General features: G+C 36.3%; 13 protein-coding genes. 11 read left to right on the top strand and 2 right to left on the bottom strand.

Going from position 1 to position 13796, the window contains the following annotated elements:
* Positions 1-194: 194 nt before the first annotated feature.
* Positions 195-587: an SRPBCC family protein gene (locus LPB89_RS13935; RefSeq protein WP_127337240.1), complete on the top strand. Its 393-nt coding sequence runs from the start codon at positions 195-197 to the stop codon at positions 585-587.
* A gap of 299 nt (positions 588-886) precedes the next feature.
* Entirely contained in the window at positions 887-1543 is a 657-nt protein-coding gene (locus LPB89_RS13930) for a hypothetical protein (protein WP_230702368.1), read from the top strand.
* A gap of 138 nt (positions 1544-1681) precedes the next feature.
* Here the strand turns inward: LPB89_RS13930 and LPB89_RS13925 are convergent, their stop codons facing one another.
* Positions 1682-2422: a biotin--[acetyl-CoA-carboxylase] ligase gene (locus tag LPB89_RS13925; RefSeq protein WP_230702367.1), complete on the bottom strand. Its 741-nt coding sequence runs from the start codon at positions 2420-2422 to the stop codon at positions 1682-1684.
* A 94-nt stretch (positions 2423-2516) separates the two neighbouring features.
* On the opposite strand from LPB89_RS13925, the gene rsfS reads away from it, so the two are divergent.
* The 7 genes from rsfS (at position 2517) to LPB89_RS13890 (ending at position 8144) form a co-directional block, all read left to right on the top strand.
* Positions 2517-2888 (top strand): ribosome silencing factor, encoded by a 372-nt coding sequence (gene rsfS / locus LPB89_RS13920; protein WP_007809313.1) that lies wholly within the window; start codon positions 2517-2519, stop codon positions 2886-2888.
* A gap of 15 nt (positions 2889-2903) precedes the next feature.
* Positions 2904-4829 carry an ATP-dependent zinc metalloprotease FtsH gene (ftsH, locus tag LPB89_RS13915; protein WP_230702366.1) on the top strand — a complete coding sequence of 642 codons (1926 nt, stop codon included), beginning with the start codon at positions 2904-2906 and terminating at the stop codon, positions 4827-4829.
* 113 nt (positions 4830-4942) lie between these two features.
* Entirely contained in the window at positions 4943-5551 is a 609-nt protein-coding gene (locus LPB89_RS13910) for a lactate utilization protein B/C (protein WP_127337237.1), read from the top strand.
* 1 nt (position 5552) lies between these two features.
* Positions 5553-6443, top strand: a complete 891-nt coding sequence (locus LPB89_RS13905; RefSeq protein WP_230702365.1) for a phosphatidate cytidylyltransferase — start codon at positions 5553-5555, stop codon at positions 6441-6443.
* Positions 6433-7086: a phosphatidylserine decarboxylase family protein gene (locus tag LPB89_RS13900; RefSeq protein ID WP_230702364.1), complete on the top strand. Its 654-nt coding sequence runs from the start codon at positions 6433-6435 to the stop codon at positions 7084-7086. The genes LPB89_RS13905 and LPB89_RS13900 overlap by 11 nt, the downstream gene beginning before the upstream one ends.
* Positions 7087-7356, top strand: coding sequence for an acyl-CoA-binding protein (locus tag LPB89_RS13895; protein ID WP_127337234.1), 270 nt, complete (start codon positions 7087-7089; stop codon positions 7354-7356). It abuts the gene before it with no gap.
* A gap of 8 nt (positions 7357-7364) precedes the next feature.
* Positions 7365-8144 (top strand): superoxide dismutase, encoded by a 780-nt coding sequence (locus LPB89_RS13890; protein WP_230702363.1) that lies wholly within the window; start codon positions 7365-7367, stop codon positions 8142-8144.
* 61 nt (positions 8145-8205) lie between these two features.
* Here LPB89_RS13890 and LPB89_RS13885 read toward each other — a convergent pair whose 3' ends face one another.
* Positions 8206-10074, bottom strand: coding sequence for an alpha-amylase family glycosyl hydrolase (locus tag LPB89_RS13885; RefSeq protein WP_230702362.1), 1869 nt, complete (start codon positions 10072-10074; stop codon positions 8206-8208).
* 462 nt (positions 10075-10536) lie between these two features.
* Between LPB89_RS13885 and LPB89_RS13880 the strand changes: the two genes are divergently transcribed.
* Positions 10537-12216 (top strand): OstA-like protein, encoded by a 1680-nt coding sequence (locus tag LPB89_RS13880; protein ID WP_230702361.1) that lies wholly within the window; start codon positions 10537-10539, stop codon positions 12214-12216.
* A gap of 308 nt (positions 12217-12524) precedes the next feature.
* Positions 12525-13715: an aspartate aminotransferase family protein gene (locus tag LPB89_RS13875; RefSeq protein ID WP_230702360.1), complete on the top strand. Its 1191-nt coding sequence runs from the start codon at positions 12525-12527 to the stop codon at positions 13713-13715.
* Positions 13716-13796: the final 81 nt, after the last annotated feature.

Raw genomic sequence — 13796 nt, 5'->3', positions numbered from 1 at the left:
TTTTAGATTTTAGATTTTAGATTTTAGATTTTAGATTTTAGATTTTAGATTTTATACAAAAAATCGCTTCGCTCTTTTTTGTAATTGTGATTTAATTTACATCTAGCTTTGCGAACATAGCTTTTAGTGTCGTTTTACAATAAAAAAAACCTTGCGCCCTTTGCGGTGAAAAAAAATTATAAAAAAAGAAAAATATGAACTTAGAAAGTCCAAAAGTTACTGTTCAGAAATCAGCACAGGATTTATTCGATTTGTTGACTGATGTTAAGAATTTCGAAAAATTGATGCCGGATAATATTGCTAAATTTGAAGTAACAGGCGAAGATGCTTTTATTTTTGGATTGAAAGGGATGCCGGAAATAAAACTTAAAATGAAGGAAAAAGTAGCTCCAAACAAAATTGTTCTGGGTGCTGCAAGCGATAAACTTCCGTTTACACTGGTTTCTAACATTGATAGTATTTCTGCTACCGAAAGTGCCGTACAATTGCAATTTGAAGGAGAATTTAATGCTATGATGGCCATGATGATCAAAGGCCCTATCAGCAAGTTTATCGAAACTCTGGCAAACAATATGACAAAGCTTTAAGTATCAATACGCTTAAAATTTAAAGTCCGATTTTACGATCGGGCTTTTTTTTTGTTTCAGGTTCAGGTTTAAATTCCAAGTTTGAAAAATTTCAAATTCCACGTTTCAAGTTTCAGGTTTCAAGTTTCAGGTTTCAGGTTTCAGATTTCAGGTTCAAAACCTCAGAACCTTAGTCCCTCAACGCCTCAGCACCTCAAAAAAACCCAATTCATCCTCAAAATACAACAGTTCAGAATTATAAATTATAACAAACTAAATTATTGATCGAAGTTTGGACAATTAAACTAAAACAAACCAAAATGGAACCAGCTATTAAGATTTTAATTTACATTCATGCCTTCTTCGGAGGAATCGGGCTAATTACAGGAATTGGAAGTATTGTCGTTAAAAAAGGCGGAAAACTGCACAAAAGAATGGGGAAATTATTCTCTGTTGGAATGATCACCAGTTCCCTTATTTCGATTCCGGTTTGCTGGATGCCCAATCATCAGAATATCTTTTTATTTTTAATTGGTTTGTTTACCATTTATCTTGTCGTTGCAGGAAACAGAGCCTTAAATTTTAAAACCAAAACAAAAGCTGATTTAACCGATTATATAATTTCAGGAAGCATGCTTTTCTTCTCGGTAATCATGATTTCCATTGGAATTTATTGTCAACTGCTGCATATCGCAAATGGTATATTGTTCACCTTCTTTGGTGGTTTTGGACTTTATATGACGGTTAAAGATTTTATATTCTACAAAAACGTTTCGGAAATAAAGAAAGAATGGCTGTCCAAACACATCGGAAAAATGATTGGGGCTTTAATCGCTTCCATCACCGCTTTTATAGTAGCCGGAATCGGACTGGGAAATATAATCGCGTGGATGACACCTTCTATTCTCGGAACACTTTACATCATCTACTGGAATAGAAAAATAGCTCCAAAAGCTGTGAAACTAGTAGAGATTTGATTTGAATCAATGGCAACAGGACACAGATTTGACGGATTAAACAGATTAACACAGATTTTTTTAACCTCTGTACCTTTGCAACTTTGCAACTTTGAGCCTAAAACCTTAGCAGCTCAGAACCTCAGTCCCTCAGAACCTTTAATAAAGCATCTGAACTTCTTTAATATCAAATTCAGAAACCGAATCATCTTCAAGCAATATCCTGATTTTTCCAACAGGGGAAACGCCCTGAATGATCCCCATGAAGTTTTGCCCCGAAGTTTCGGGATGTAGATTTTTAAAAGGCATTGGAACCCCTTTTCTAAACAGCGAATTAAAATAGTCCTCCCAAAAAACTGCTGAATTTGTCTGCCAGGATTCGATTTTTTGGCCAATTTTTTCGGTAATTAAAAAGGGCAAAACATCCTTGTCAAAAGTTTTTCCTGAAAGCACTGCCAAAGACGACGCATTGGGGAGTTCATCAAAATTCGTCTGGTTGACATTGAGGCCTAATCCGACAACTGACACGATTCTGCCATCACTTTTGAGGGTATTTTCGATTAGTATGCCACCAATCTTTTTATTGTATGACATAATGTCGTTTGGCCATTTTATACTTAAATTCGAAATATCCAACGATTTTAACGTCTCGATAACCGCCAATGAAACTATTAGGCTTAAATTAAATACCTGTTCATTATCAAACAAAAAATCCTTCACCAAGACACTCATAATTAAGTTTTTACCGGATTCAGACTGCCATTTGGCCCCCATCTGCCCCTTGCCTTTTGTCTGATTTTCAGCTGTTACCACCGTAAAATTATCAAGCTCTTCCTTACTGGCCAGCGCCTTGAGAAAATCGTTTGTAGAATCTATGGCATCGAGTTTGATTAGTTTCATTCAAATAATTTATTTATACTTAATTTAATATTTTGTTAAGGTTCAAAATTAATCACAAAAATTGGTAACTTTACAAAATCATATAAAATAATTCATGGCGAAAAAGACTATTAATAACGATGTTCTGTTGGCGAACATAATCAAAGGGATCGAAGAAGTAAAAGGAAATGATATAGATATTCTTGACTTAAGAGAAATAGACACGGCTGTTTGTGACTATTTTGTAATTTGTAACGGAAGTTCAAATACTCAGGTTAATGCCATTGTAAACTCAATTCAAAAAACAGTATCAAAAGACTTAAAAGACAAACCTTGGCACGTAGAAGGAACCGATAATGCAGAATGGGTCCTGATGGATTATGTGCATATCGTAGTACATGTTTTCCAGAAACACATTCGTGAATACTATAATATCGAAAGCCTTTGGGGTGACGCCAAAATAACTACAATCGAAAACAAATACTAAAGAAAATTTTTTCTAATGGCTAAAGATAATAATCCAAACCCGAGTAAATTTAAAATAAGTCCCTGGTTAATATATACTGCAATACTTCTAGTTTTTTTATTTATAAGTTTTGCAACCGGTGGATCTAACTTAAGCGAACCTGCTCAATTGACTTCTTCTAAATTCAATGTATTATTAGAAAAAGGACAAATTGAAAAAGTGATCGTATACAATAAAGCAGAAGCTGAAGTATATCTGACAGCTGCAGCATTAAAAGATGCAGCAAATAAAAAAGTAGCAAAAGATATTTTTGAAAGACCTAACAAAGGTCCTCACTATACTTTGGAAATTGGTAACGACCAGATTTTTCAAACGAAATTAGAAAAAGCAGTGGGCGAAGGCAAACTGAAAGATTTTAATTTTTTACAGAAAAACAACTGGAGCGATATTCTGATCAGTCTCCTTCCTATCATCATCATTATTGGTGTATGGATTTTCATTATGCGTAAAATGTCAGGCGGAGCCGGTGGCGGTGGCGGACAAATTTTCAACATCGGAAAATCTAAAGCAAAATTATTTGATGAAAAAACAGATATCAAAACAACATTTAAGGATGTTGCCGGTTTAGAAGGTGCAAAAGAAGAAATACAGGAAATCGTTGAATTCCTGAAAAATCCGGAAAAATACACCAACCTGGGAGGTAAAATTCCAAAAGGAGCCTTATTGGTAGGACCTCCTGGAACGGGTAAAACCTTATTGGCTAAGGCTGTTGCAGGCGAAGCTCAGGTTCCCTTCTTCTCTTTATCAGGTTCTGATTTCGTAGAAATGTTTGTGGGTGTGGGTGCTTCACGTGTACGTGACTTATTCAAACAGGCAAAAGAAAAATCCCCTGCTATTATCTTCATCGATGAAATTGATGCTGTGGGTAGAGCAAGAGGAAAAAGCAATATGTCAGGCGGAAACGACGAAAGAGAAAATACACTGAACCAGTTATTGACAGAAATGGATGGTTTTGGTACAAACTCTAATGTAATCGTTCTGGCTGCTACAAACAGAGCTGATGTCCTTGATAAAGCTTTAATGCGTGCCGGTCGTTTTGACAGACAAATTTTTGTTGACTTACCGGACATTCGCGAAAGAGCTGAAATCTTTAAAGTTCACTTAGCCCCTATCAAAAAAGTAGAAGGTCTTGATCTTGATTTCTTAGCAAAACAAACTCCTGGATTCTCCGGTGCTGATATTGCCAACGTTTGTAATGAAGCTGCCTTGATTGCTGCACGTTACAACAAAACGGCTGTAGACAGACAGGATTTCCTTGATGCTGTAGACAGAATCATTGGTGGTCTTGAAAAGAAAAACAAAATTATTACTCCTGAAGAGAAAAGAGCCATCGCTATTCACGAAGCAGGTCACGCAACCGTAAGCTGGATGTTAGAGCATGCTGCACCACTTATTAAAGTAACAATCGTTCCTCGTGGACAAAGTTTAGGAGCTGCATGGTACCTTCCGGAAGAAAGACAAATCGTAAGAACAGATCAGATGTTAGACGAAATGTGTGCTACTATGGGCGGAAGAGCTGCTGAAAAGGTAACTTTCGACAGAATTTCTACCGGAGCATTAAGCGATTTGGAAAAAGTAACCCGTCAGGCCCGTGCAATGGTAACGATTTATGGTCTGAATGATAAAATAGGAAATGTTACCTATTATGATTCAACCGGTCAAAGCGAATACAATTTCTCAAAACCGTATTCTGATGAAACGGCAAAAGTGATTGACAAAGAAATTTCAGAATTAATTGAAGGTCAATACCAAAGAGCTATTCAGATTTTAGAAGAGAACAAAGACAAACTAAATCAGCTTGCCGATATTCTAATTGAAAAAGAAGTTATTTTTAAAGATGACTTAGAAACAATTTTCGGAAAACGTACTTTTGACAAAAATCTGGAAGAAGTAGTTTCTTAAATTATTCGGAAATATTTAATATTTTTTAAAATCTTAATTCAAAATAGCCTTTTGAATTAAGATTTTTTTATCTTTGAACGTTTTCAATTAACATGTAAAGTATTTCATATAAAATGAATTTTTTCAAAAAAATATTTGGTTCGAGCGATGCCGCTTCTGATGAAGAAACTGAAAGCGAATATGGAGGGAATCCAACAACTCCTGATAGTCATTTATCTATTGACGAAAGATTCATTTTTAATTTTAAGAAAAACGGAGGTAAATTTTTGTATTGTGAAAACAAACAGGAAGTAGCCGAACAATTTGAAAATATTTTAGAAGAAAACGACTGGTTCGAGAATGAAGTTTTATGCTATGAACCGGGTCTGTTTAGCTTACTGGAAGAAAATAAATTAATTTATATTTCGCCAAGAAATCCTAAATTCCTTCTTGCCTCTTGTGAAAACCTTATTGCTGACGAAGGCTCTATCTTGTTTTCATCCAAACAAATCAGACAGGACAAACCAAACGAATTACCTCCTAACATTGTTATAATAGCTACAACCAGCCAGATTCTTGCTATAAAAAGTGATGGACTGAGCGCTATTAAACGCAAATACGAAAGAGACTATCCTACCAATATTACCACAATAAAATATTTCGAAAAAGCAAAAGAAGAAGATTTTACACAATACGGAAGTGTTGCCAAAAATCTGTACTTACTGCTTTTAGAAGATCTTTAAGATGAACGAAACACTCAAGAGAACCATTTCTGGTGCTGTTTATATCGCTTTGTTACTAACTTCGATCTTGTTTTCTACCGAAAGCTTTATTTTCCTTTTTGGTATATTTCTCGTTATTACTATTTATGAATTTTCCAATCTGGTAACCCTTAATAAAATCTTTTCGATTCTATTTGGAACCTTATTGTATTCGCTTATCGTATTGGCAAGCCACTACAATAAAGAAAGTACGCTGTTCCTTAATAACCTGTTTCAGGAAAACTTTGATTTCGAGATCAATATTCAACAGTTAGACCTGGTACTACTTGCCGTTACTATAGTTGTAGCCATTAAATGTATTTTATTCCTGTTTTACGACTCTGTTCAGAAAATAAGTATTTCCTCTAAGTATTTGTATCTCTTAGGTTATATTACATTACCCTTTGTTTTTATTGTGAAAATTTCTTTCGGTACGAACGATTACAATCCAAAAATTATCATTGGATTATTTATCCTGATCTGGACCAATGACACTTTTGCTTATCTGGTAGGCAAATCAATAGGTAAACATAAATTATTTGAACGTGTTTCTCCCAAAAAAACCATAGAAGGTTTCTTAGGAGGAGCTGTTTTTGCTGCTTTTGCAGGCTTTTTGATTTCAAAATTTTACATCCAGCCCAATCCTGCTTTTAGCAGCAAGTCTATCCTTATATGGACCATAATTGCGTTAATTGTAAGCATTTTTGGAACAATCGGTGATTTGATCGAATCAAAATTCAAAAGAATTGCCGGTGTAAAAGACAGCGGTTCGATAATGCCCGGACACGGAGGCATCTTAGATCGATTAGATAGTGTTATATTTGTAGCACCAATTATATATTTATTTTACCAAATTTTATATTATGTTTCATAAAGAAGGAGCCCCGTCCATTTTATTAGGTACTGTTTTTACTGTTGCCGTACTTTTGATCGCTGATCGGTTTATTGATATCAGCTGGTTGAGAATGCTTGTTCAGATCGCAGGTGTTTTGATTTTGATTATTATTTTGCAGTTTTTCAGAAATCCTAAAAGAATTGCGATCAGGGAAGACAATCATATCCTGGCTCCGGTTGATGGAAAAGTAGTGGTAATTGAAGAAGTTTACGAAGGCGAGTACTTTAAGGACAAACGTTTACAGGTTTCTATCTTCATGTCACCAATAAATGTGCACGTAACACGTTATGCTATGGATGGTGTTATCAAATTCAGCAAATACCACCCTGGTAAATTTTTGGTTGCCTGGCATCCAAAAGCAAGTGAAGAAAACGAAAGAACAACTGTTGTTATCGAAAACGAAACTTTCGGACAAATCCTTTACAGACAAATTGCAGGTGCTTTGGCACGAAGAATTGTAAATTACGCAGAAGAAGGAATGCAGGTTGTTCAGGGAACAGATGCAGGTTTCATTAAATTTGGTTCAAGAGTAGATTTATTTTTACCTTTAGGTACACCAATTAATGTAGAATTAAACCAAAAAGCAATTGGAGGAAAAACCATTATTGCTACAAAAGCTTAAATGACGATCAAAGATTTAGATACTCGTTTCTCAGAGGCTGTAGAAACCGCCTTACAAATGACACAGGCTTCCTTGCCGCAAGATGTGCAGTTAAGGCTGTATGCTTATTACAAACAGGCTACCTTTGGCACTGCCGTGTACAATCAATCTGAAAATTTTGATTTACGTGATGCATTCAAAACAAATGCCTGGATGCAAATAAGCCATATATCCGTTGACGAAGCAAAAGAACACTATATCGAAATCATAAATTCACTAACAGCAAAATAATTTCCATTATGAAGAAAAACATTGTTCGTTTCAGTATTTTAACTTCATTCTTAGCATTATTTTCTTGTAATGACAATAAGCTAACCGAAGTTGTAGAAGTTCCTTTACCAACAAAAGAGGAGAAAATAACCATAGGGACTCCAGAGGAAGTAAAGGCGGATCCGGGATCTTTTGCACTTACAAAACTGGCTTTCCCTTATGATGGATTAGCACCCGGTATAAGATCCTTTACTTTAGAAACACATTATTCCAAGCATTATTTAACGTACACCAATACCTTAAACAAGGAAATTGTTTCTACTGAATTTGAGAATATGTCAATTGAAGATATTCTTAAAAAGCTAGATCTTAATAATGCCAAACTTCGTCAGAATGCCGGCGGATATTACAATCACACACTTTATTTTGATATTCTGACACCAAAACAACAAACTCCTAAAGATACCCTTTCAGGTGCAATTGATAAGGAATTTGGTTCTTTCAATAATCTTACCAATCAGTTTAAAGGACAGGCCACAAAGCAATTTGGTTCGGGCTGGGTCTGGCTGGTTGTCGATAAATTGGGAAAACTGCAGGTAACGACCACCGACAATCAGGATAATCCTTTAATGAAAAATGCTTTGGTTCCAGGAACACCAATAATGGGAATTGATCTTTGGGAACATGCTTACTATCTGGATTATCAAAACAGAAAAGGAACCTATATCGATGCCTTTTACGAACATATTAACTGGGAGAAAGTAAACGAAAATTACATCGAAGCCTTAAAGAAAGTCAAGAAGGTCTAAAAACATAAAAAAAGCTGATACGATAACGTATCAGCTTTTTTATTTTTAGTTCGATATGTTGTTATTCTACTTCATAAATAAAAGATTCTGAAGGGCCTATTTTAACTCTTGCCACTCCTTCTCCGTTCTTTACTGTAAAATAGGTTTTATTCTTTACATACAACTGGTCTAAAAGTACGTATGAACCGTCTTTTAATTTCCATTTTGAAATAATATCAGAAGGTATTTTCAATTCAAACTCACTTGTTTTCTCCGAAGAAAAATTGGCTACAACAATTAGTTTCTGTTTGTCGGACCAGCGAACATACGAATAGATTAAGTCATTATAACCCGGGCTGTTAAGGTTTACCGATTGAACTTCCTGAAAACTCCCCATCAAAGCGGAACTTTTAATCGAGAAATTCAGCAGTCGTTTATAAAAGTCGCGAAGACTTTTTCCTGATTCAGAAAGTTGCCCTCCGTCAAATTTTCCGTCGTTCATCCAGCGCTGATGATTCGGAACACCGATATAATCAAAAATTGAAGTTCTCGAATGTGTTCCAAAACCAGCATTTTCATTTCCGGCCTCTCCTACTTCCTGTCCAAAATAAACCATTGTTGGCGATGTACTTATGGTTGTAGAAACCACCATTAGAGGCTTTCCTCTTTCCGGAGTTCCTGCAAATTCAGGACTGGCCAGACGCTGTTCATCATGATTATCCAGAAAATGGAGCATATGGTGTTCGATATCCTGCATTCCCGCCTGAATTTCAGACAAACCACTTGCTGAAGATTTTCCACGAATGATATCTTTCAGTTTGTCGTAGGTTTCTACTTTATCATACAGATAGTCCATTTTTCCTAAACGGATATAATTGCGGTATTCATTCGGATTATATACTTCCGCCAGTAAAAAAGCATTCGGGTTTTTCATTTTGATAGCTGAATTCATATAACTCCAGAATTCATACGGAACCATCTCGGCCATATCATACCGAAAGCCATCGACTCCTTTTGCTGTCCAGTACAAAGCGATTGCTTTAAATTTTTTCCAGGAATCCGGAACGTCTTTATTCTGCCAGAAAGCAAAATGTTCGGCAGAGGATTTTTGGTCAAAACCAGCCGGAAGCTCCGGGAAGTCCTTTGAACCATCCGGACGGATTCCGTAATTTACTTTTACTGTTTCATACCAGTCATTCTGATCCGGCTTTACTTTACGAGATCCGTTTCCGGTCCATTTTGCCGGATTTTCATCGAAAGTGCCATCAACAAGTGGATTTTTTTCTCCATTTAACGGAAGGTCTCCGTCTGGAATCTGAAAATGCTCATTCGGAATATAATAGAAATTATTATTTCTGCTGTATTCTACACTCACATCATCATCAGCACCAAAATCACGAACACCTTCCGGATTATTTTTCCCTTCGTATTTACGCGCAATATGATTGGGTACAATATCAATAATTACTTTCAGGCCGGCTTTGTGGGTGCGCGCAATCAAATCTTCAAATTCCTGCAGACGATTGGCAGGATTGACCGCCAGATCAGGATTTACATTGTAATAATCTTTAACGGCATATGGAGAACCTGCCCTGCCTTTTACTACTTCGGGATCATCATCGGAGATTCCGTAAGCCGTATAATCCCGAACCAAAGCATGGTGCGGAACACCGGTATACCAAATGTAGGTAACACCCAGATCCTTAATTTCATGTAATGCTTTGTCTGTAAAATCATTAAATTTTCCGACACCGTTTTCTTCAATGGTTCCCCACGGTTTGTTGGTTGTATTTTTATTTCCGAATAAACGTGTAAAAACCTGATACACGACAATTTTCTTATCGGCAAGAACTTCTTCCTTAGCTGCATTCATTTTCAAATCTTTTGTTTTACATGCCGCAAACAGCATCGCTACAGCTATTCCTGCAACCCAAATTCTTTTATTTTTCATAATTATTTTTAAACTGTTTCATAGAAAAGAAATTCCAATAGTTAAATCCCAAATTACAATCGTATTAAAATTGAAATTTGTTTTTTAGGGGTTTAGCTCTTCAAATCGGTAGAAACGATTTTTTAAATTTAAACTAATTTTTAAAATTCAAAAGAAATTGATTTTCATTTTATTGCAAAAAGCAAAACTACAACGAAATAGTTTTATGTTTTGTTGGTAACTTAAAAATAAGGTTCAAAGTTGCAGAGGTACAAAGGTTCAAAGGTTTTACTGATCATCTATATTAGAAGTACTGATGTGTGTCTCTACCAGATGCCTAATACCTTTAAACCTTTGTCACTTTGAGCCTTTGCCACTTTGAACCTCTGCAACTTTGAACCTCTGTACCTAAAAAATATAAATTAATCCTAATATCAATAAAGGTTGTAACCTTTTTCATAAATTTGACAAAAAATTAATCCATTGAAGAAATTACTCTTTTTCATATCTTATTGTTTGTTGCTGTTAAGTGTTCAAAGCATATTGGCACAAGCACCCAAAAAAATCATTATTGAGAATGCAGACAATTCGTTTGTAGATCAAGTCGCAGTACCCGATGCCCTTTTATTGGCTGGCAATGTAAAAATCAATCATGATGGTGTTGTGCTTACCTGCAACAAAGCTTATTTTTTTCAAAAAGAGAATTATTTAAAAGCGTTTGGAAATGTACAGTTGGTACAGGGCGATACCTTATATCTCAACAGTAAATATGCCGAATATAATGGTAATATGAAGAAAGCGTTTGCTACCGGAGATGCTGTTATGACTTCACCGGATGCCACTTTGCAAACCGACACGATCAACTTTGACCGAAATGTTCAGGAAGTTTTTTATAATTCAAAAGGAACAATCGTCAATAAAGACAATACCTTAGTCAGTAAATCAGGCCGTTATTATGTCGCCCAGAAAAAATTTCAATTCTTAACCGAAGTTGTCCTTACGAATCCAAAATACGTCATCAAATCAAACCACCTGGACTATTACAGCAATTCGGGACACAGTTATTTGTTTGGCCCCTCAACGATTACCAGTAAAGCCAATTATATTTATACCGAAAAAGGATTTTACGACACCAAGAAAAACCTGGCCCATTTACTTCGAAAATCATACATAAAATACGACGACAGGCGTATCGAGGGAGATAGCTTGTTTTACAATAGAAATACCGAATTTGCATCGGCAACGCGGAATGTGAAAATTACCGATTCTGTAAATCGCGGAATCGTAAAAGGACATTATGCCGAAGTTTATAAACTGAAAGATTCCATGTTTGTAACCAAAAGAGCTGTTGCCGTAAACTTTGTAGATAATGATTCTGTTTACATTCACGGAAAAAAACTAATGGTTACCGGAAAAACGGGCGAACGAATCCTGAGAGCTTTCAACAATGTTCGTTTTTATAAAACGGATATGAGTGGAAAATGCGATTCGATTCATTCCAATTCGAAAACCGCTTTGACAAAACTGATCGGAAATCCAATCCTTTGGAACGGTGAAAGTCAGATAACCGGAGACGTTATGCATTTAATCGGAGATAACAAAACCCGGAAAATAGATTCTTTAAAAGTACTTAACAACACCTTTATTGTCTCGCGGGATACACTCGGAACCGGATTTAATCAGGTCAAAGGCCTCAATTTATTCGGAAAATTCAGGGAAGGCAAATTACACGACGTCGATGTGATCAAAAATACCGAAGTCATTTATTACATGAGGAATGATACGAATGAACTCATCGGTATCAATAAAAATGTCAGCAGTAAAATCAATATGATTTTAGAGAATAATGCAATAGAAACGATTACATTTTTCAATAAAGTCGACGGAGATATCTATCCCGAAGCCGATTTACCCGAAAATGCCCGTAAATTAAGAGGCCTGGTCTGGCGCGGTGATGAAAGGATAAAGTCTAAAGATGATATTTTCACCGCGGAAGAAAACGAACTCAATGACAAATTAATCAAAGAAGGAAAAGACGAAGACGCCAAAGAAAACGTCCCGATGAAAGTCAGGAAAGAAACATTGGATTACGATAAAAAGAAACCGGCTGTGAAAACAAGTACAACTCAGCCAGCGACTACCAAAGGTACTTCTAGGAAATAGTCGCGGTTTTTAGTCGCAGTCACTTTTAGTCGCAGTTTCAAAGTCTCAGTCGCAGTTTTCAGTTTTCAGTTTATAAAGCTCGCTTTGCATTTTAATAATCTAAACTTGATTTCAAAATTTGCGAACATTGCGCAAACTTTGCGATCTTTGCGGTTAAATTTAGTCGCAGTTAGACAGTCGCAGTTAGACAGTCGCAGTTAGACAGTCACGGTTTTCAGTTTTCACTGAGACTGCAAACTGAGACTGAAAACTGAAACTAAAAAAACTCAGAACCTTATCCTCTCAGCCACTTAGACCCTTAAGAAAAAATGAATCCAGATTTTATAAAATACCAGGCGCAAACTTCTCCATACCCTTTAGGAATGGAAGTTTCACATGCTATTGGTTCTTACATATACGATACCACCGATAAAAAATATCTAGACTTTGTCGCAGGCGTTTCCGCTTGTACCTTAGGCCATCAGCACCCGAGAGTCAATCAGGCCATAAAAGACCAGTTAGACAAATACTCGCACGTCATGGTGTATGGTGAATATTCACAAAGTCCGGCCGTTCAGTATTGCAAATTACTGGCTTCACTCCTTCCCGAATCCCTGAATAAAACCTATCTGGTCAATTCAGGTACAGAAGCGATCGAAGGAGCGCTAAAACTTGCGAAGCGAACCACAGGCCGCAGTCAGCTTATTTCGTGTCATAATGCGTATCATGGCAATACAATGGGCTCCATGAGTGTAATGGGTTTCGAAGAACGCAAACGGGCTTTTAGACCATTGCTTCCTGACGTAGATTTTATTACTTTTAACAACGAAGAAGATTTACAGAAAATAACAACCCGAACCGCAGCGATTCTTCTGGAAACTATCCAGGGAGGCGCCGGATTTATTCAGCCCCACGATAATTTTCTTCAGAAAGTACGCCAACGCTGCGATGAAGTGGGTGCGATGATGATTGTTGATGAAATTCAGCCCGGCTTTGGAAGAACCGGAAAACTTTTCGGCTTTCAGAATTACGATGTTTTTCCTGATATTGTCGTAATGGGAAAAGGCATGGGAGGCGGAATGCCGGTGGGAGCTTTTACGGCTTCGGCTGAAAAAATGGACCTTTTAACCGAAAATCCTAAACTAGGCCATATCACCACTTTTGGTGGTCATCCTGTCATTGCGTCAGCTTGTTTAGCCACTTTGCAGGAATTAACTGAGACAAACTTAATGCAGGAAGCTTTAGAGAAGGAAAAACTGTTCAGATCGCTTTTGGTACATCCTTTGATAAAGGAAGTTAGAGGAAAAGGATTAATGCTTGCCGCAATGACCGAAACTGCTGAAATAACCAATCAGGTTATTTTAAATTGTCAGGACAGAGGGCTTATATTATTCTGGCTGCTTTTTGAAGGATGTGCCATAAGAATAACACCGCCATTAACCATTTCAGAAGAGGAAATCAAAGAAGGTTGTGCCATAATTTTAAACGTTATGGATGAAATTATGAAAAAAGAATCATAATCAAATTAATCTCTTTTATAATCAAAGATTAAAAACTTAAAACAGAACGAAAATTCTGTCCATATTGTTAATTAAATTGTT

Origin of the sequence: Flavobacterium sp. ENC (assembly GCF_020991415.1) — a bacterium.
GTDB lineage: Bacteria > Bacteroidota > Bacteroidia > Flavobacteriales > Flavobacteriaceae > Flavobacterium.
This window is presented reverse-complemented; position numbering and strand designations above follow the sequence as displayed.